Origin of the sequence: Nonomuraea sp. NPDC049129 (assembly GCF_040648495.1) — a bacterium.
In the GTDB taxonomy this organism is placed as follows: domain Bacteria; phylum Actinomycetota; class Actinomycetes; order Streptosporangiales; family Streptosporangiaceae; genus Nonomuraea.
Genome location: NZ_JBEZDU010000001.1, coordinates 1,058,746 through 1,077,139 on the forward strand (window position 1 = coordinate 1,058,746; position 18,394 = coordinate 1,077,139).

Annotated in this window: 16 protein-coding genes; 8 read left to right on the top strand and 8 right to left on the bottom strand. The window is 71.4% G+C overall.

The window, feature by feature from the left end:
• Positions 1 to 175 precede the first annotated feature (175 nt).
• Together AB0B64_RS04720 and AB0B64_RS04725 are read left to right on the top strand one after the other, a co-directional pair.
• The gene (locus AB0B64_RS04720) at positions 176 to 1,042 is read left to right on the top strand and encodes a LysR family transcriptional regulator (RefSeq protein WP_357946533.1); all 867 of its coding nucleotides are present in this window, start codon (positions 176 to 178) and stop codon (positions 1,040 to 1,042) included.
• Between the two features lie 47 nt (positions 1,043 to 1,089).
• Entirely contained in the window at positions 1,090 to 1,695 is a 606-nt protein-coding gene (locus tag AB0B64_RS04725) for a VOC family protein (RefSeq protein WP_357946531.1), read from the top strand.
• A gap of 355 nt (positions 1,696 to 2,050) precedes the next feature.
• Here the strand turns inward: AB0B64_RS04725 and AB0B64_RS04730 are convergent, their stop codons facing one another.
• Positions 2,051 to 2,644, bottom strand: a complete 594-nt coding sequence (locus AB0B64_RS04730) for a hypothetical protein (protein WP_357946528.1) — start codon at positions 2,642 to 2,644, stop codon at positions 2,051 to 2,053.
• Positions 2,645 to 2,820: 176 nt separating this feature from the next.
• Here AB0B64_RS04730 and AB0B64_RS04735 point away from each other — a divergent pair, with 176 nt between their 5' ends.
• Entirely contained in the window at positions 2,821 to 3,108 is a 288-nt protein-coding gene (locus AB0B64_RS04735; RefSeq protein ID WP_358174672.1) for a GntR family transcriptional regulator, read from the top strand.
• Between the two features lie 41 nt (positions 3,109 to 3,149).
• Here the strand turns inward: AB0B64_RS04735 and AB0B64_RS04740 are convergent, their stop codons facing one another.
• The 3 genes from AB0B64_RS04740 to AB0B64_RS04750 form a co-directional block, all read right to left on the bottom strand.
• On the bottom strand, positions 3,150 to 3,926 hold the full coding sequence (locus tag AB0B64_RS04740) for an ATP-binding cassette domain-containing protein (protein WP_358174675.1): 777 nt from the start codon (positions 3,924 to 3,926) through the stop codon (positions 3,150 to 3,152).
• A 63-nt stretch (positions 3,927 to 3,989) separates the two neighbouring features.
• Positions 3,990 to 6,698 carry an ATP-binding cassette domain-containing protein gene (locus AB0B64_RS04745; RefSeq protein WP_358174678.1) on the bottom strand — a complete coding sequence of 903 codons (2,709 nt, stop codon included), beginning with the start codon at positions 6,696 to 6,698 and terminating at the stop codon, positions 3,990 to 3,992.
• On the bottom strand, positions 6,695 to 7,939 hold the full coding sequence (locus tag AB0B64_RS04750) for an ABC transporter substrate-binding protein (protein ID WP_358174681.1): 1,245 nt from the start codon (positions 7,937 to 7,939) through the stop codon (positions 6,695 to 6,697). The genes AB0B64_RS04745 and AB0B64_RS04750 overlap by 4 nt, the downstream gene beginning before the upstream one ends.
• A 147-nt stretch (positions 7,940 to 8,086) precedes the next feature.
• Here AB0B64_RS04750 and AB0B64_RS04755 point away from each other — a divergent pair, with 147 nt between their 5' ends.
• Genes AB0B64_RS04755 through AB0B64_RS04765 form a run of 3 tightly spaced genes read left to right on the top strand, consistent with a single transcriptional unit; the run spans position 8,087 to position 10,095 of the window.
• Positions 8,087 to 9,175, top strand: coding sequence for an alcohol dehydrogenase catalytic domain-containing protein (locus tag AB0B64_RS04755; protein ID WP_357946513.1), 1,089 nt, complete (start codon positions 8,087 to 8,089; stop codon positions 9,173 to 9,175).
• Positions 9,176 to 9,211: 36 nt separating this feature from the next.
• Positions 9,212 to 9,724 carry a cupin domain-containing protein gene (locus tag AB0B64_RS04760; RefSeq protein ID WP_357946511.1) on the top strand — a complete coding sequence of 171 codons (513 nt, stop codon included), beginning with the start codon at positions 9,212 to 9,214 and terminating at the stop codon, positions 9,722 to 9,724.
• Positions 9,721 to 10,095 carry a VOC family protein gene (locus AB0B64_RS04765; protein WP_357946508.1) on the top strand — a complete coding sequence of 125 codons (375 nt, stop codon included), beginning with the start codon at positions 9,721 to 9,723 and terminating at the stop codon, positions 10,093 to 10,095. The genes AB0B64_RS04760 and AB0B64_RS04765 overlap by 4 nt, the downstream gene beginning before the upstream one ends.
• Here the strand turns inward: AB0B64_RS04765 and AB0B64_RS04770 are convergent.
• Positions 10,092 to 12,305: an MMPL family transporter gene (locus AB0B64_RS04770; RefSeq protein ID WP_358174684.1), complete on the bottom strand. Its 2,214-nt coding sequence runs from the start codon at positions 12,303 to 12,305 to the stop codon at positions 10,092 to 10,094. The genes AB0B64_RS04765 and AB0B64_RS04770 overlap by 4 nt on opposite strands.
• Positions 12,306 to 12,401: 96 nt before the next feature.
• On the opposite strand from AB0B64_RS04770, the gene AB0B64_RS04775 reads away from it, so the two are divergent.
• Positions 12,402 to 12,929 (top strand): TetR family transcriptional regulator, encoded by a 528-nt coding sequence (locus tag AB0B64_RS04775; protein WP_357946503.1) that lies wholly within the window; start codon positions 12,402 to 12,404, stop codon positions 12,927 to 12,929.
• A 7-nt stretch (positions 12,930 to 12,936) separates the two neighbouring features.
• Here AB0B64_RS04775 and AB0B64_RS04780 read toward each other — a convergent pair whose 3' ends face one another.
• Both AB0B64_RS04780 and AB0B64_RS04785 read right to left on the bottom strand, forming a co-directional pair.
• Positions 12,937 to 13,641, bottom strand: coding sequence for a hypothetical protein (locus tag AB0B64_RS04780; RefSeq protein WP_358174687.1), 705 nt, complete (start codon positions 13,639 to 13,641; stop codon positions 12,937 to 12,939).
• A gap of 74 nt (positions 13,642 to 13,715) precedes the next feature.
• Complete coding sequence (locus AB0B64_RS04785) at positions 13,716 to 14,813, bottom strand: ROK family transcriptional regulator (RefSeq protein ID WP_358174689.1); 1,098 nt, start codon at positions 14,811 to 14,813, stop codon at positions 13,716 to 13,718.
• A gap of 100 nt (positions 14,814 to 14,913) precedes the next feature.
• Between AB0B64_RS04785 and AB0B64_RS04790 the strand changes: the two genes are divergently transcribed.
• Complete coding sequence (locus AB0B64_RS04790) at positions 14,914 to 16,167, top strand: Gfo/Idh/MocA family oxidoreductase (RefSeq protein ID WP_358174691.1); 1,254 nt, start codon at positions 14,914 to 14,916, stop codon at positions 16,165 to 16,167.
• Here the strand turns inward: AB0B64_RS04790 and AB0B64_RS04795 are convergent.
• Entirely contained in the window at positions 16,139 to 18,301 is a 2,163-nt protein-coding gene (locus AB0B64_RS04795) for a PASTA domain-containing protein (RefSeq protein ID WP_358174693.1), read from the bottom strand. The genes AB0B64_RS04790 and AB0B64_RS04795 overlap by 29 nt on opposite strands.
• Between the last annotated feature and the right edge of the window lie 93 nt (positions 18,302 to 18,394).

An 18,394-nucleotide genomic window follows, 5' to 3' on the forward strand; every position in this document is an offset into this window, starting at 1 on the left:
CCCCCTCCTCTGCCCGCCAACCGGTCGGCTCAGCAGCTCCACGACCCGTTCGGCCGGCGGAGCCGCGCTGGCCTGGTTCTGCCCGGCGGCCAGGCGGCCGTCCACGACCACCCGCTCCTCGAAGCGCCATCAGCCGCAGATAGCCTTACCCTCTCCCATCCATCAGAATGCTGATATGTCCCTCTCGCTCGACCTGCTCAGAACCTTCCTCACGGTCCACAGGACCGGCTCCATCACGGCCGCCGCGCAGACCCTCGGGCTGTCGCAGCCTGCGGTGACCGCGCAGATCAAGGCGCTGGAGACGGCGCTGGACCGGCCGCTGTTCGACCGGCTGCCGCGCGGCGTCGCGCCCACGGCCGCCGCCGACGAGCTGGCCCGCCGGGTGGCCGCCTCGCTGGACGCGCTGGACGCGGTCGTGGACAGCGAGCTGCCGTCCAGCGGGGCGGTCCATCTGGGAGGCCCTGCCGAGTTCCTCTCGGAGGTGGTGATCCCGCTACTCGCGCCGCTGGTGCGCGACGGGTTGCGGCTGCGCACCACGTTCGGGCTGTCCGACGGCCTGCTCGCCGATCTGGCGGCCGGACGGCTCGACCTGGTGGTGTCCACGATCCGGCCGCGCGTCCGGGGCGTCCAGGCGGAGCCCGCGTACGACGAGGAGTTCCTGCTGGTGGCCAGTCCCGAACTGGCCGCGCAGGAGGATTGCGGGACCAGGCCGCTGATCGCCTACGCCGAGGACCTGCCCATCGTGCGCCGCTACTGGCGGACGGTCTTCGGCAAGCGGCCGTCGATGGCCGCGCAGGTGGTGATCCCAGACCTGCGGGGCGTGCTGAACGCGGTGCGGGCCGGGATGGGCGTCTCCGTCCTGCCCGCGTACCTGTGCCGGGCCGACCTGGCGGCGGGCCGGCTGGTCACGCTCGCGGAGCCGGAGTTGGCGCCGATCAACACCGGCTACCTCGCGGTCCGCTCGGGCGGGCTGGCCAGAGCCGCCGTCGCCAGGGTGCACGCGCATCTGCTGGCGGCACTCAAATCAGCCCCGGCTTACTGACACGAGGCCTCATAGCCAGCGGTAGTTGAAAGGCGTACGGTCAACGTATGGCTGAAAACCCCGAAACGGTGCATTGGCGTGGTGTGCACCACCTCGCCCTGGTCACTGCGGACATGGACGCCACTGTGCGCTTCTGGCACGGCGTGCTCGACGCCCGCCTCGTCACCACGCTGGCGATCCCCGCCTTCAAGCACTACTTCTTCGAGGTGGCGCCGGGTAACACCGTCGCCTTCTTCGAATACACCGGGCAGGAGCTCGACAGCTTCGCCAAGCCCGCCGGCGTCCCCTACGCCAAGGCCGCCCAGTTCGACCACCTGTCGCTGCACCTGCCCGATGAGGACGCCCTGGTCAGGCTGCGTGACCGGCTCAAGGCGCACGCCTGCGAGGTCACCGACGTGATCGACCACGGCTTCCTGCGGTCGATCTACTTCAGCGACCCCAACGGCATCGCGCTGGAAGCCTCCTGGTGGACGATCGACCCCACCGGCCGGCCGGTCGACTACGCGGACGAGCGCCTGTTCGCCGACCCTGACCCGGTGCCGGCCGTACGGGAGCTGCGCGAGAACGGGCGGCTGGACCACACGGTCAGCACCCGACTGGTGGACGGGATCATCGAAGACCTCCGCCGGGAGGGAATCACGCTGGAGCCTTGACCTTGGCGGAGAGACCCGGCCGACCGCGATTGCCTTGGGGGTCTCGCCCTGGGCGAAAAGCACGCGCGTGATCAGCGTCTGGTGGCCCGCCCCCACACCCAGCTCAGCCAGTCCCAGCCGAGCAGGCCGCACACGATGATCACGGCGCCGACGCCGACGAATAGGCCGAAGGCGGACAGCTCTGCAGGTCCATTCGAAGCTCCAAAGAGGGGTTGTGAGAAAGGGGTCTCCGCCACCGTCCCTCTAGATCCGGACGGAGACCCCGCAACCCCGGCGAGACCGTCGCAGTGACGTAGGGCGGGCTCGCAGGGGGCATGAAGACCCGGCTCTTGCCGTCGAGCAAGGGCCGGGCGGTCTATGGGACCCGCTCGGGCAGCAGGTTCGATACGTGCACGATCAGAGCCCTGGCAAGCGTGAATTCCAGCGTGCAGAGATCGGTCAGTGGAACGTCCTGGAGAGTCGGCCAGCCGGAGGCGGAGAAGACGGTTCCCTTCACGCCCCACGGTTCATAGTCGGGCGAGGTGTAGACGTGGGCTTCGCACTGGAGATACGGGCACGTGATCCGCGCCTTCGGGATGCACCGCAGGCACGTCGGCGGCTTGCTGAGCCGACCGGACGCGGCGGGTACCTCCTCGTGGAACACCCAGGACAGACGCCCGGTGCCCGGATTTATCGCAGGACCCTCGCACACCTGGCAGAGCCGGTACAGCATGCACTCCCGCTGCCGGAGCGTGTGCATCTCCTCGTAGTTGACCTTCCCGCGCCGATCGCACTTCTGCCGAGCCCACAGCACGCCCATAACCCAGTCACTCGCCGCCGGGTCGGCGTATGACAGCCGACGCCCGCTCAGCGCCCAGACGTCGTGGATGACGGCAAGGTTGAGCGCGACGGTTTCGACCTCGTAGGCGACGACGTACGGTGGGGCGGGTATGGCCGTAGGCTGTGCCATAAGTCGGACCTCCAGCGTCCGTCTAGGGCCCGTCCCGGCGTTCGCGCGCCGATGGTCGGGCCCGACTCATGTCAAGCCGATGACGGCATGACCTTGCCCTCACTATAGGACCTCTTAAGACCTCTTGGGAGGTAGTCATTCGTTCGGGCAGGTCACAGCTCCAATAACGTCTGATCATGGCGTTGGAAGACCGAAGCGACCGAATCCGTCACCACGGGCCGAAACTCGTCTGGCAGCAGGTCGCCGATGACATCGAGGCCGACATCACGTCGGGCCATCTCGCTCCAGGCGCCAAACTGCCGAATGAGCGGGAGATGGCGGAGGCTCAGTACCGCGTCGCGCGGGTTACGGTCCGTCGCGCTGTGAAGGAACTGGCGGAGCGCAGCCTGCTGGTGGTCGTCCATGGTCGGGGCACGTTCGTCGCCGAGAAGCTCAACCGGCAGGCCGAGCAGGACGACGAGTAGAGGGCGGCCGGTGCGGGTGACGCCGCACCGGCGTTATGCCTTCAGCCCAGGTAGGCGGCCCGCACCACGGGGTCGTCGCGTACTCGCGCCGGGGTGCCGGTGGCGATGACCCGGCCGAGGTCCAGGACGACGAGCCGGTCACAGGTGTCCATGACGAAGCCCATGTCGTGCTCGACCAGCAGCACCGTGGTGTCCAGGGCGGCGACGACCGCGCGCAGCCGTACCGTCTGGTCCGCGTCCAGTCCCGAGGTGGGCTCGTCGAGCAGCAGCAGGCGCGGCCGGTCGGCGATGGCGCGGGCCAGCTCAACCAGCCTGCGCTGGCCGACGGGCAGCGCGGCGGCGTAGGCGTCGCGCAGCGCGGCCAGCCCGCACAGCTCCAGCACCTCGGCCACGCGCGCCCGCCGCTCGCGTTCGAGCCGGCGCCGCGCGGGCAGGCCGGTCAGGTCGGCCAGCAGGCCGCCCCCGCCGCCGTGCCAGTCGAGCGCCGCCAGCATGTTGTCGGCCACGGTGAGCCGCCCGAAGACCTGCGTCCGCTGGAAGGTACGGCGAACGCCCGCGCGAGCCCTCCTGACCGACGGCATCATGGTCACGTCGGCGCCCGCCACGCGCACCCGGCCGCCGCTCGGCCGGCGCAGCCCCGAGACCACGTCGAACAGCGTCGTCTTGCCCGCCCCGTTCGGCCCGATCACCCCGCAGACCTGCCCCGCGGGCACCTCGAACGTCACCGCGTCCAGCGCCGTGACCCCGCCGAACGCCACCGACACGTCCCGCACGGCCAGCATCACGTCGGCACGCTCGGCGTCCCGCACGACGGACATCACCTCACCCCCAGGTAATCGGTACGCGCGGGCGACATCACGTCACCCCCAAGTAAACGGACATCACGTCACCCCCAGGTAGGCGGAGGTCAGGCGGTCGCCGTCCACCTCGGCGCGCGGCCCGGCCCACAAGACGTGGCCGAGCCGCATGAAAGCGACCCGGTCGGCGATCGCCAGCGCCTCGGTGGCCTTCTCCTCGACCAGCAGCAGCGCCACCCCGCGCTCACGCAGCTCGGCGAACACCTCGAACACCTGCCGTACGACCAGCGGCGCCAGGCCCAGTGACGGCTCGTCGGCGATCAGCACCCTGGGCGGCCGAGCCAGCGCGGGGGCGAGAGTGAGCAACTGCTGCTCGCCGCCGGACAGCGCGCCGGCGAGCACCGTACGACGGGCCGCGAGCTGGGGCATCCGCTCGTAGACGGCGTCGGGCTCGGCCAGCCAGGTACGCAGGTTCTCCTCCACGGTGAGTCCGGGGAACACCCCTCGTCCCTCGGGAGCCAGCAGCACGCCCGCCCGGGCCCGGCGGTGGGCCGGCCAGGCGGTGACGTCGACGCCGTCGAGCAGCACCCGTCCGGCGGACACCGGCCGATCGCCGGCCGCCACGGCGCAGGTGGTCGACTTGCCCGCGCCGTTGGCGCCCAGCAGCGCCACCACCTCACCGGGCCGCACGTCGAGATCCACGCCCCGCAGGACCGTGCAGTCGGCGTACCCCGCCACCACCCCGTCGAGCCGGAACAGCGCCTCCGGGACGGGCGCGGCGGACGCGTTCGGGGCGCCGGGCGCGGCGGACACGGCGGACGCGCTCGGGGCGACGGACGCGGCCGGAGAGACCGGCGCGGCAGACACGCGCGGAGAGACGGACACGGGTAGTGCGGTGGCGGATGTGGCCCGCGCCTGACGCCGCCGGTGACGGGACTCGGCGAGCTGGGCCAGCACCCCGTCCGGATGCTTGGCCAGGATCATCCCCCCGGCCCCGAACAGAATGGCCCCCACCTGCGCCGACACCCCCCACGTGGCCAGCAGCTCGGGCACCGCCACGGCCACCAGCCCGCCCAGCACGGCCCCGCCGATCCGCCGTACCCCCTGCAGCACCACCACGGCCAGCCAGACGAACCCGGAGAAGGCCGGCAGGTCGGTGGCGGTGATGGACCCCTTGGACACGGCGAACAGCACGCCGCCCAGCCCCGCGATGGCCGAGGCCAGCGCGAACAGCACGATCTTGGCCCGCGGCCCCGACAGCCCCGAGGTGGTCGCCGCCGCCGGAGCCGAGCGGACCGCCAGGATCGCCCGCCCGGACGCCGATCGTTCGAGGTTGCGCACCAGCAGCCCGACCAGCCCGATCAGCGCGAGCAGCAGCACCACCCGCACGCGTGGATCCGAGGTGTCGGCGAACCCGAAGCCGAGCGCCGGCAGCGCCCAGCCGATCGTCCCGTTGCTGAACGCGTCCACCTGGAACAGCACCTGGTCGGCCAGCAGGGCCAGCGCCAGCGTGGCCAGCGTGAGGACCCGCCCGCCGAGCCGGAGCGCGGGCAGCGCCACCAGCATGCCCACCGCGCCGGCCGCCAGTACCCCGACCACGATCGCCGCGAACAGCGGCCACCCGGCCGAGAACGCCCACCCGCAGGTCAGTGCCGCCATGGAGGCGAAGGCGGCCTGGGCCAGGTTCACCATGCCGCCGATCCCGGTCACCACCACGAACGAGCAGAAGATCAGCGCCAGCACGAGGCCCTGGGCGGCCAGGCCCACGTAATACTCGGAACCGGCGAAGGTGAAGCCGAGCAGCGCCGCCAGCCCGGCCACCCACGGCAGCCGCCGTCGCCACAGCGGCACGCCCGCCAGGTGGTCGGGCGGCGGCGCGTCCTCGGCCGCGCTCCCGGCCACCCGTTCGCGCGACCGGTTCAGCAGCACCAGCCCGGCGAACAGCAGGATGACCGGCACCGCCGTCCGCAGCCCGGTGATCTCCTGGAGGAAGTCGGTGTATCCGGCGACCAGGTTCTGCACCACGCCGAGCGCCAGCCCGGCGGCGAACGTCCACGGGATGGACCGCAGCCGCCCGAACACCGCGGCCGTCGCCGAGGCGAACAGCAGCACGGTGTAGGCGGTGGCGTCCAGCCCGAGAACCGGTACGGCCAGCACCCCGGCGAGCCCTGCCAGCCCCGACCCGAGCATCCAGGCCAGGGCCGAGGTGCCGTCCACGTCGATGCCGCGCAGCGTGGCCAGCCGCCGCCGGTCGACGGAGGCGCGCATGCGCAGCCCGTACGGCGTGTGCCGCATGAACGCCCACAGCCCGAGCGCGGCCACCGCCGAGAAGCAGAACGTGATGAGCTGGTCGGTGTCGAGCCGCGCGCCGAGCACCTCGAAGCCGAGCGCCGGATGCGGCCCGAGTCCGCGCGGCAGCGTCGTGCCGTCGACGCTCGGCAGCCCGAGCAGGTCCACGACGAGCAGGCCGAGCGCGGGCAGCGCGATCGTCAGGCCGATCGTGCCGACGATCTGCGCGGTCTCCCCCGCCTGGGCCAGCCCCCTGAACATGGCCAGGTGCAGCAGGTAGCCCAGCGCGGGCGCGAACACCCCGGCGGCCAGCAGTCCGGCGAGCCAGGCGGGCAGTCCCGCGGCCAGGTTGAGCTGGTAGAACACCAGCGCGGCCAGGAATCCGACGGCGCCGTGGGCGAAGTTGAACACCCCGGTCGCCGCGTACGACAGCGTCAGGCCGGACCCCATGACGGCGAAGATCGCCCCGGTGACCAGGCCGCTGAGCAGGTAGCCAAGGATCATTTGAGCGGCACGTTGTCGAAGCACTTCATGCTCTTGGCCACCTGGAAGGCGCCGCCCTCCAGCTTGACCAGGGCGCCACAGCCGTTCGGCTCATTGTGGTCCTTGGGGTACTGGACCCGGCCGAAGCCGGCGTTCTCGTAGGTGTACGAGCCGTTGCCGATGGCCAAGAACTTCTCCCTGGTCAGGTCCTTGCCGGTCTTTTTCAGCATGTCGAGGAAGATGTCGGCCGCCCAGTAGCCGATGGCCATGTGCTGGGTCAGCGTGGCGCCGGGCGACACCTTCTCGACGTCGGCCTTGAACGCGGCGATCTCCGGCGCGGTCGACTCGAACGGCTCGAACATCGGCGCGGCCACCACGCCCTCCAGCGCCTGCGCGCTGGCCGGGTCCTTCAGGATGGCCGGGTCGTAGCTGGTGGCGTCGGTCAGCACGCCCTTGTAGCCGGCCCGTTTCAGCGCCGAGTAGAGGCCCACGTTGAACTTGGTGCCGGCGATGATCGACACCAGGACGTCGGGCGCCTTGCCGCCGTTGGACGTCATGATCTTGTTGACGTACGGCAGCCAGTCGGGCGGCGGCGCCGCGGCGGGCAGCCCGGAGTTGAGCCCGACCAGCTTGAACCCCGCCGCCTGGAACGACTGCGAGATCGTGGTGCCGCCGTACTTGCTGCCGCTGGAGTCGGTGGTCTGCACGTACACGGTCTTGCCGCTCGCACCGCCGAGCAGGTCGGCCATCTGGCTGCCCCACCAGGTCTGCGAGCCCGCGCCCTTCTTGGGCGCCAGGCAGCCGCTGTAGCCGAACCCGGTCTTCGTGCCGCACCACTGCGGCCCGGTCGCCCAGCCGAACCACGGCACGCCCTGCTGCTCCAGGAAGGCGGCCCCGCCGAAGTTGGGCGCGTGCACCGGCACCAGCGCGAACACCTGGTCCTTCTGCACGAGCTTCTTGGCCGCGGCGTCGCCCTTGGCCGCGTCCTGCCCGTCGTCCTCCGCGCCGACGAACTCGATCTTCCGCCCGTTGACGCCGCCTTCGGCGTTGGCCCGTTCGAACCTGGCCTTCGCCCCGATCTCGGCGTCCTTGGTGGAGTAACCGCTGGCGCTGGTCTTGGTGAGCACCCCGCCGACCTTCACGCTCGTGTCGGTCACGCCCGCCGTGCCACCGCCGGCGCTCTTCTGCTGGGCCGCGCACCCTGCCAGCAGCGCTACCGCCAGCATCACCGCCGCGGCCCGCCGTTGATGTCGTCGCACCATCGTTCTCACCTTTGTACGGCAAGGCGCGCAGCCGCTTTGGCCTAGCGCTCGCTTGGTTTTTGGTCAGCGTAAATTTGCCCGCGAGGGGTGTCAACGGTGCCGAGCAATCGCTTGCTCACAATCAACCGCCCGGCTAGCGTGAGGCACATGCTGATGCGCGCGGCCGTACTGACCGATTTCCACCAGCCCATGGAGATCCACGAGGTGGAGATCGCCGACCCCGGCCCCGGAGAGGTACGCGTACAGATCAAGGCGTCCGGCGTCTGCGGCTCCGACCTCAAGGCCATCGACGGCAAGAGCCCGGTCGTCCACAAGCTGCCGTTCGTCCTCGGTCACGAGAGCGCCGGCGTCGTCGAGAGCGTCGGCACCGGCGTAACGGCCGTCAAGCCGGGCGACCACGTGATCATCTCCATGAGCGGGCCCTGCGGCAAGTGCCGCAACTGCGGCGCCGGCCGCTTCCCCCTGTGCTCCGGCCCGGCCAGGATGACCGCGATCATGGGTGGCGAGCCGCGGATCACCCTCGACGGCCAGGAGACCCGGCGGTTCATCGGCATCGGCTCGTTCGCCGAGTACGCCGTGGTCCGCGAGGCCACCTGCGTGAAGATCCCCAAGGACGCGCCCTTCGACGCCATGTGCCTGCTGGCCTGTGGCGTGGTCACGGGCGTCGGCGCCGTCATGAACGTCGCCCAGGTCGCGCCCGGCTCCAGCGTCCTCGTGGTGGGCTGCGGCGGCGTCGGGCTCAACGTCATCCAGGGCGCGGTGCTGGCCGGCGCGACCACGATCGTCGCCGCCGACGTGGCCGACCAGAAGCTCAAGCTGGCCGAGCGGTTCGGCGCCACCCACACCCTGGTGCCCGGCGACCTCCCGGCCCAGGTCGGCGAGCTGGTCAGAGGTGGCGTCGACTACGCCTTCGACGTCACCGGAGTCCCCGGCGTGCTGGCGAGCGCGTTCGCGGCGACCGCGCCGGGCGGCACCACGGTCATGGTCGGCAGCCCGCCCGCCGGTCAGCCCGTCGAGATCGACCCGGCTCTGCTGTTCTCCTCGCGCCGCCTGATGGGCACCCAGGGCGGCGACGCCGCCCCGCACCGGGACCTGCCGATGCTGGCCGGTCAGTTCCTGCGCGGCCGGCTCGACCTCAACGGGCTGATCACCGAGCGGGTGGCGTTGGAGCAGATCAACGAGGCCGTCGAGCAGGTACGGCGGGGCGCGGTGGCCAGAACGGTGGTCGTCTTCTAACCTCGCATTCCATAAGGAACAGCGAGGAGTCACGACATGTCATACCCTGACGCGCGATACCTGGCCGACACCGGTGAGGCGAGCGGAGTCCTGCGCTCGGCCGACACGCCACCGGACCTCCGCATGTACGCCCCCGGTGCCGACCCCCGGGGCACCGACGTCCACTACCTGGGCACCGGCGCGACGACCAACGGCGCCTTCGGCCTGTACCGCTGGGAGATGGGCCCGCGCCCCGGTGGCGCCAGTCCGCACTTCCACCGGACGATCACCGAGTCGTTCTACGTCCTGTCCGGCACCGTCAAGCTCTACAACGGCAAGGAATGGGCGGAGGGCAACACCGGCGACTTCCTGCATGTGCCGGAGGGCGGCGTGCACGGCTTCCGCAACGAGTCCGGCGCGCCCGTCTCGATGCTGATCCTGTTCACGCCGGGGGCGCCGCGCGAGGCGTACTTCGAGGAGCTGGCCGACATCGTCAGCACCGGCAAGCAGCTCACCGACGAGGAGTGGACGGACCTGTACCTGCGCCACGACCAGTACATGGTCCCGTGACGCCGCACTTCACGCTCTCGGCCACCGTCCTGGAGTCCAGGGACGCCAAGGCCCTGGCGCTCTTCTACCAGCGCCTCCTCGGCTGGCGCATCGGAGAGGAGGAACCCGGCTGGGTGACCCTTCGCCCCCCGCATGGCGGCGGCGCCGGGCTGTCGTTCAGCACCGACGAGGCGCACGTGCCACCCGTCTGGCCGGCCGGCCCCGGCGACCAGCAGATGATGATGCACCTCGACCTCGAGGTGGACGACCTCGACGAGGCCGGCGCCCACGCGTTGGCGGCAGGCGCGACCTTGGCCGACTACCAGCCACAGGAGGACGTCCGCGTCTACCTCGACCCAGCCGGCCACCCCTTCTGCCTGTGGATCCGTTAACCAGCGGTGACGAGATCCTTGGTCGGCGCCTCGGCGGCAGCCTCTTCCTCATGCCCCTCGACCGACAGGTTCGGCAGAAGACGGTCCAGCCACCGCGGACACCACCAGTTCAGCCGCCCGAGCAGCACCATGGTGGCCGGGACGAGGAAACCCCGGATGATCGTGGCGTCCACCGCGACGGCCACCGCCAGCCCCACGCCGAACGTCTTGACCATCGGATCCGGATAGGCGATGAACGCGACGAACACCGCCACCATGATGAGCGCCGCCGACGTGATCACCCGTCCCGTCGCACCCAGCCCTTCGGCGACCGCGCGACTGTTGTCACCATGCTTGAGGTACGCCTGCCGTACAGACGTCAACAGAAAGACCTCATAGTCCATCGAGAGCCCGAACAGCACCGCGAACAGCATCAACGGCACATAGCTCTCGATCGGCACACTGAAGAAGATCGTCTGGAGGTACGAAGCGTTGGACGGCGCGTCCATGCCGACCAGCCCGCTCCCCAGGCCGAAGGAGAAGACCAGCGCCAGCGCGCCGAAGGCGGCCCCCAGGGAGACCAGGTTCATCAGAGCCGCCTTGATCGCGACCACCGGCGCGCGGAAGGCCAGCAGCAGCAACAGCGCGCTGAACAGCACGACCACACCGATGACCAGCGGCGTCCGCTCGGCCATGAGGTCGCCCGCGTCCACCATGGCGGCCACCTTCCCACCCACGTGCAGCTCGACGCCGGGCACGGAGATGGCCCGGACGTCCCGCACCACCTGGGCGGAGCGGGTGTCGCTCGGCGAGTAGTCGGGGATGGCCTGGATCATCACCGAGCGGCCGGATGTGTTCACCTTGGCCGGGGCCACGTGCGCGACGCCGTCCACCGCGTCGATCTCCCGTGAGATCCGGTCCACGACGGGATCGGTGGCCTGCGCGACCTTGCCGGGCAGCGTGGCGATGACGATCAGCGGGCCGTTGCCGCCGGGGCCGAACCCGGTGGCCATGAGCTCGTACGCGCGCCGCGAGTCCGACCCCTGCGCGCCGTACCCCGCGTCGAGAGGTCCGAGCTTGAGCGCCAGGGCGGGCGCGGCGAGGGCGCCCAGCACGAGCACGCTCGACAGCAGCGCCCGCCACGGCCGCCGCGCCACCCACGACCCCAGACCGGCCCACCCGGACCCTTCGGCCCGCTTCCTGCCGAGGAACGGGATCCGCAGCGAGTTGACGCGATGCCCGAGCAGTCCCAGCAGGGCGGGCACCAGCGTGACGGAGGTGAGCACGGCGCTCACCACGGAGACACCGGTGATCCACCCGAGCGTGCTGAGCAGCGGGAAGCCGCCGAACATCAGCGCGCTCAGCGCGATGATCACCGTGCCGCCCGCGAACACGACCGCGCCGCCCGAGCTCGCCACGGTACGCCGGACCGACTCCGCCACGCCCACGCCGGTCTCCAGCAGCCGGCGATGCCGCGACAGCAGGAACAGCGCGTAGTCGATGCCCACGCCCAGCCCGATCATCGTGGCCATGATGCCCGCCTGCTTCGGCACGTCCACGACGTACCCGAGCAGGCCGATCACGCCCAGTCCCGCGGTGACGCTGACCAGCGCGGTGAAGATCGGCACCAGCGCCGCCGTCAGCGTCCCGAACGCGAACACCAGCACCAGCAGCGCGCACACCACGCCGATGATCTCGCTGGGCCCGGTCTTGATCTCCTTGTCGGCCGGGGTCGAGGCGTCGGCGGGTACGACCTCCAGCCCGGCGGCCCGAGCCGGGTCCGCGGCCTTCGACAGCGCCTGTGTGGTCTCGGCGAGCTTGGTGTTGTCGTGCCCCTCCATGCGTACGGTGATGAGGCCGATGCGCAGGTTCGGGGCGAGGCCGCCGCTCCGGCCCGGCGTGTCGACCGCCACCACGTGCGGCATCGTGCGGATGCGGTCCGCGGCCTGCTCCACGGCCCGCTTCCTGGGCTGGTCGATGAGCGTGCCCTTGTCCGAGTAGAGGACGAGCTGCACGGTCCCGCCCGGCGCGAAGCCGGGGCCGAAGCCCGTGAGCATCAGGTCATGTGCCCGCTGCGCGTCGGTGCCGGGGATCGTCACGTCGCTGCTCACCGGGCGGCCCAGCGCCAGGCTGCCGCCCATCAGTCCGACCGCCGCGATCACCCATAACGCCAGCACGATCCGCCCGTGCCGCGCGCACCAGCCACCCAGTCGTCCAAGAAAGCGCGTCATCGCCAGATCCCCCAACTCGACGGCCGTCCTGTACGGTCGTACAGAGCTACGTTAAACACGAAATATCCGGAAGGCTGTAGATCACGGGGAAATGAGATGATGAACACACCCGACGACACGCGTTCCCGGATTCTGGCCGCCGCCAGGGAGCTGTTCGCGACCCATGGCTACGCGGCCACCTCGCTGGCCGACATCGCCGCCGCCGTGGGCCTGACCAAGACGGCCGTGGCCTACCACTTCCATCCCAAGGACCGGCTGGCCGCCGAGCTCACCGCGCCCGCCGGCGACGACGTCCTGGTCCTGCTGGACACCGACTTCGCGGGCGACAGGCAGGCATTCGTCGAGGCACTGGCGACCTTCGTGGTACGGCACCGCACGGTGATCCGCCTGCTGATGGAGGACATCGTCGGCGCCGACGACGCGTTGCCGGGCTCGCGGGGCGAGGCCATCAGGCCGTTCAGGGACGAGATCTTCGCCCGGCTCGCCGGTCCTGACCCCGACGCCGCTGCCAGGATCCGTGGCTGGGCCGTGATCGGCGCCCTGCAGTGGGGCGTCGTGCAGACGATGGACCTGCCCGAGGAGACGGTACGCGACCTGCTGGTCCGCACCGCCCTGGCCATTTAGCGGCCCGTCACTCGCTTTCTCCCGCATCCTCGGCGGCCTGCGCCGCCTGCTCCCTGACGGCGATCGCTTCCTCCGCGTGCGCGGGTTCCCCGGCCTGCCGGGACCACATCTGCAGCGTGTCACTGAGGTAGATCAGGTACGTGACCCGGTCGGGGTCGTCGGCGGTGGCGGCCTGCACCGCCTGCCTTCCGGCGGCGACCGCCTCCTCCAGATCCGCCAGTTCCAGCGTGTCCCCGAACCGCAGCAACAGCGCGACCCTGAGGTTGTTCAGTGCCGCAGCCCGGTTGGGGTTGTCGGCGGGCATGACGGCCTCGATGCGTCGCCACGCGTCCACGGCCTGGTCGGCGAGGAGCGGCTCGTCGGAGGTCGCTGCCCGGTGCAAAAGGTCGGTGGCCAGATCCAAGGCCTCGTCGAGCACATGAGGAACGATCATCTGCGGCAAGGGGGTGTCGTCATAGATCTGACAGCGGGCGAACGCCTTGACCGCCATTTCCTTCTCATCCGGGCTCTTCCCGTCGAGCGCGATAAGCCGGAACCAGTGGAACCAGCCCACCGTTGAGAGAACCGCGATGTCGGGCTGTCCGTCATCGTGGGCCGCGAATAGGCGGCGGGCGTGTTCGAGCAGCGCCGGATCAAGGGTGCGGGAGACGTCCTGATCGGCACTGACGCGGTCCAGGCACTGGTTCAGCAGGGCCAGCGATCCATTTCTCAAGGGCTCTCTCCTGTGTCGGCCGTTATCCCGCTATTTCATGATGCCTCGTTCGATGATCAGCGGCGGGTCACCGGCTAGAGGCCCAGCACCTCGCGTTCGACGTGATCGAGCGCCAGCCGTACCCCGCCAAGAGCGACGGACTCGTCGCCGAACGTCGAGGCGACCACCTCCGGCGCGCTCAGGCAGAGCTCGGCCAGGTGGCGGCGGAGCGGGCCGAGCAGCACGTCGCCCGCCCGCGAGTAGCCGCCGCCGATCACCAGCAGATCGGGATCCACTGCCAGCACGAGCGCCGCGGCGCCGATCGCCAGGTTCTCGGCGTAGCGGTCCACCCGGCGCGCCGCGAGCACGTCACCCGCCCCCGCCGCCGCGAACACCTCCGCCGCGCCGCCCTCCTTGGCCAGCTCCGCCGCGGCGTCCTCCCAGCCGACCTGGCGCAGCGTGCCGATCTCCCCCGCGGCGCCCGACCGACCCCGATGCAGGCGCCCGCCGATGAGGATGCCCGCGCCCGGCCGGTGGCCGACGAGGATGTAGACGACGTCGGAGGCGTGCTGGGCGCTGCCCCGCCAGTGCTCGGCGAGCGCCGCCAGGTTCGCGTCGTTGGCGGCCAGCGCCGGGCAACCGAACCACCGCCCGGCCACTCCCGCCAGGTCCACGCCCGTCCACCCCGGCAGCGTGATCGACAGCGACACTCGCCCCGAGCGGTCGACGATGCCCGATGTGCCCACCGACACGGCCAGCACCCGCGCCCGCGAGACGCCCGCGCCGTCGACGCAGGCCAGCGCGGCGCGGCGGGCCGCCGCCAGCCGCTCGGGCGCGGCGGCCTCCTCGGAGACGGCGGCCCGCTCACAGGCGACGACCTCGCCGTTGAGGTCGGCCACCGAGACGACGATCCGCTCGCCGCCCACGTCGACGCCCACCACATAGCCGGCGTCCGCCCGGAACTCGAACCGGCGGGCGGGCCGTCCCATGACCCCCTCGTCGGGCGGCACCTCCCTGACCCAGCCCCGATCCTTCAGCTCCTCGAGCACCGTCTCGACGGTCTGCCTGGACAGCCCGGTGATCCGGCCGAGCCGGGTCAGCGTGGACACGCCCTCGCGCCGCAGGGCGCTGAGCGTCGCCTGGGTGTTGACCTTGCGCAACAGCGAAGCGTCTCCCGGCCGGAGCTCGGTCAACTTTCGTGACCCTCTCTCATAACTTCCCTATTGACGACCAATTCCGCGGATCCTAGCATCGGCCGACATACGGTAACTGATTACATAAGTGGAGGCGTACATGGTGACTCTCGCCATCGTCGGCGCGGGTTCTCGGGGCACCTCCTACGCTCGCCATGCCGTCGAGTCCGGCGGGGCGCGGGTGGTCGCGGTGGCCGATCCGGTCGAGAGCCGCCGGGCCAGGCACCCCGGCGCGACGCCGTACGCGGACTGGCGCGAGCTGGCGGCGCTCCCCCGGCAGGCGGACGCCGTGATCATCGCGACGCAGGACGCCGATCATGTCGAGCCCGCGGTGCGGTTCGCCGAGCTGGGCTACGACATCCTGCTGGAGAAGCCGATGGCCGTCTCCGAGGAGGACTGCCGGGCGATCGTGGCCGCCGCCGAGCGTTCCGACGCGATCTTCGCGGTCTGCCACGTACTGCGCTACACGCCGTACACCCGCGCGCTGAAGGCGCTGCTCGACGCCGGCCGGATCGGCGAGATCGTCAGCATCCAGCACCTGGAGCCGGTCGGGTGGTGGCATCAGGCGCACTCGTACGTACGCGGCAACTGGCGCAGGTCCGATGAGTCGACGTTCATGCTGCTCGCCAAGTCCTGCCACGACCTCGACTGGCTCGTACACCTCACGGGCAGGCAGGTCACCAAGGTGTCGTCGTTCGGCGGTCTCCAGCACTTCCGGCCGGAGCACCGGCCCGAGGGAGCGGCCGACCGCTGCCTCGACTGCGCCGTCGAGGACACCTGCCCCTACTCGGCCAAGCGCATCTACCTGCCGCTGGCGGGCAAGGATGCCTGGCCGCTGAACGTGGTCACCGACGACGTCTCCGAGCGCGGCGTCCTCGAAGCGCTCAGGACCGGCCCCTACGGCAGGTGCGTGTACGCCTGCGACAACGACGTGGTCGACCACCAGGTGGTGAACCTGGAGTTCGAGGGCGGCGTCACCGTCGCGTTCACCATGACCGCCTTCACCCCGGCCGCGCACCGGCAGACCCGGATCTTCGGCACCCGCGGCTCGATCGAGGGCGACGGCGACCGCCTCACCGTCACCGACTTCCTCACCGGCGGCACCGACACCGTCGACACCCGCCCCACGGGCGACGGCACCGCCGGCGGTGGGCACGGCGGCGGTGACGAGGCGCTGGTGGAGGCGTTCCTGGCGGCGGTACGCACCCGCGACCGCGCCCAGATCCTCTCCTCACCAGGCGAGAGCCTGCACAGCCATCTCATCGCCTGGGCGGCCGAGCGATCCCGCCTGCGGGGCGAGATCGCGGTAGTCACACCCGGGGCCGTCAGTCCGGCGGCGGGGTCTCCACGGTGACCGTCGGCGTGGGCTCGGTCGGATCGGGACCGCCCTGGCCTTCGACGCCGACGGTCACGACCACGGCGGCCCCCGCCTTGGCGCAGCTCCCGGCCGCGACGCTCTGCGAGAGTGCCACGTCCACCTGAGCGTCGTCCGTGACCACCTGCGTCTTGAAGCTCACGGCGAACCCGGCCCCCCGCAACGCCGCCCGAGCCGCCGCCTTGGACTGCCCGACGACGGACGGCACCGTCGCTCCGTTGCGGGCGACGACCAGCGTCACCTTCGTACCGCCCGAGACCCGCGTCCCCGCTCCTGGCTCGCTGGACAGCACCTGCCCATCCGGCCGATCGGAGCAGGTGCTCTTCGTCCCGCCCACCACCAGCCCGGCATTGGCCAGCGCCGCCTCAGCCTGCTCGCGCTCCACCCCGACGACCGCCGGCACCGCCAGCCCCGCCGAGACCTGAAGCGAGACCGTGCTCCCCCGCGCCACCGTGGCCCCACCGCTGGGACTGCTGCCCAGCACCTGGCCGATCTTCCGCCGCGAGTCGACCTGCGTGACCTCCCCCACCACGAACCCGGCCCGCTTGATCGCCGCGACCGCCGCCGACCGCCCCATCCCGGCCACCACCGGGACCCGCACCCCGGCGACGCCGACGGACGGTCCCTGGGTGGAGGGCACATGGCTCTCCCCCGCCTGCTCTCCCCGCTTGGTCGCCGCCCGGGTGGGCGGGGACGTGGTCGCGGGCGGCTCGGTCGTCACGACCGACGGCTGGACGGCCGCTGCCTGCGGACGGGCCTCCTTCTCGTCCCTGAACGTCGGCACCAGCACGCTGACCAGCACGGCGCCACTCACCAGGAGCGCGGCGGTGACCGCGAGCGCCGCCCGGCCCACCGCCTGACGGGTACCCTTCCGCCGCTCACCCGACAGCCCCACGGGACCGCCACCGGAAGAGACGGCGCCGTCATCGGGAGAGATGGCGCCGTCGTGGGGCGGACCGGCTTCCCCGGCACCATTCCGCCGGGCGTCCGACTCCCCGACGCCATTCCGCCCGACGTCCGACTCCCCGGCACCGTGCGGCCGGACGTCCGGTTCCCCGGCACCGTTCGGCTGGGCGTCCGGTTCCCCGGCGCCCTGCCGCGGGACCGTCGGCGACCAGGACGCGACGCCCTCCGGCGCGACACCTTCCGCAGAGGCGCCCGGCCACCGGTAACCACCGGCAGCCCCCGTCGCCTCCGGTTCGGCCATCGGGTAGGGCGGCGGCAGCCGGTCAGGCACCCCGTTCGCCACCGACGGGGCGGGCGTCACCCGCAGAATGTGCGACGGCGGCGAGCGCAGCACCTCCGGCGGCGCGGAGCCGGCGTCACCCAGCAGCGCCAGCAGCAATTCCCGGCTGGTCGGCCGGTTCTTGGCGTCCTTGTCCAGGCACGCCACCACCAGCTCCCGCAACGACCCGTCCAGCCGTCCGAGCTCCGGCGGCGCGGTCAGGATGCGGTGCAGCACCGGCGCCACCGAGTCCTGCCCGAACGGCGCCGACGCGTTGGCCGCGAAGCACATCGTGGCGGCCCACGAGAACACGTCCGCCGCTCCCGTGAGCGCCGACGCGGTGATCTGCTCCGGCGCCATGTACGCGGGCGTGCCCACTCCCCGCCCGCTCACCGTGGCCGCCGCGTCCAGCGCCCTGGCCAGCCCGAAGTCGATCACCCGTGGCCCGTCCGGGCCGAGCAGCACGTTCTGCGGCTTGAAGTCGCGGTGCACGATGCCCGCCCGGTGGATCGCCGCCAGCGCGGTGACCGTGCCCACGGCGAGCCGTTCGAGCGCCGCGCCACGGCGTGGCCCGGTGAGCGCGACCTCACGCTGCAGCGACGGCCCGTCCACGTACTCGCTCACGATGTACGGCCGGCCATCGTCGAACCCGGCGTCCATCACCTGGGCCGTGCAGAACCGCGCCACGTGCTTGGCCAGCTCCACCTCCCGCAGGAACGCCACCTTCTCGTCCCCCACGGGCCCGTGCAGCAGCTTGACCGCGTAGACGTCCTCGGCCCTCGTCCCGAGGTACACCACGCCCTGGCCGCCCTCGCCCAGACGCCCGGACAGCTCGTAGGCGCCGAGCCGCCGCGGATCCCCCGTTCTGAGTGGCTGTGCCGTTGGCACGGGGTTGCCTCCCCTCGCCGCCACCCACCTTCTGCATCCACTCTGCATCCAACTGAAGGCAACGGACGCCGGACAGTCAACGGTGATCGACGC

Bases quoted from the DNA above. Each gene is read 5' to 3' on its own strand.
- AB0B64_RS04720 (WP_357946533.1), top strand. From the start codon at position 176: ATGTCCCTCTCGCTCGACCTGCTCAGAACCTTCCTCACGGTCCACAGG.
- AB0B64_RS04725 (WP_357946531.1), top strand. From the start codon at position 1,090: ATGGCTGAAAACCCCGAAACGGTGCATTGGCGTGGTGTGCACCACCTC.
- AB0B64_RS04730 (WP_357946528.1), bottom strand. From the start codon at position 2,644: ATGGCACAGCCTACGGCCATACCCGCCCCACCGTACGTCGTCGCCTAC.
- AB0B64_RS04735 (WP_358174672.1), top strand. From the start codon at position 2,821: ATGGCGTTGGAAGACCGAAGCGACCGAATCCGTCACCACGGGCCGAAA.
- AB0B64_RS04740 (WP_358174675.1), bottom strand. From the start codon at position 3,926: ATGTCCGTCGTGCGGGACGCCGAGCGTGCCGACGTGATGCTGGCCGTG.
- AB0B64_RS04745 (WP_358174678.1), bottom strand. From the start codon at position 6,698: ATGATCCTTGGCTACCTGCTCAGCGGCCTGGTCACCGGGGCGATCTTC.
- AB0B64_RS04750 (WP_358174681.1), bottom strand. From the start codon at position 7,939: ATGGTGCGACGACATCAACGGCGGGCCGCGGCGGTGATGCTGGCGGTA.
- AB0B64_RS04755 (WP_357946513.1), top strand. From the start codon at position 8,087: ATGCTGATGCGCGCGGCCGTACTGACCGATTTCCACCAGCCCATGGAG.
- AB0B64_RS04760 (WP_357946511.1), top strand. From the start codon at position 9,212: ATGTCATACCCTGACGCGCGATACCTGGCCGACACCGGTGAGGCGAGC.
- AB0B64_RS04770 (WP_358174684.1), bottom strand. From the start codon at position 12,305: ATGACGCGCTTTCTTGGACGACTGGGTGGCTGGTGCGCGCGGCACGGG.
- AB0B64_RS04775 (WP_357946503.1), top strand. From the start codon at position 12,402: ATGATGAACACACCCGACGACACGCGTTCCCGGATTCTGGCCGCCGCC.
- AB0B64_RS04790 (WP_358174691.1), top strand. From the start codon at position 14,914: ATGGTGACTCTCGCCATCGTCGGCGCGGGTTCTCGGGGCACCTCCTAC.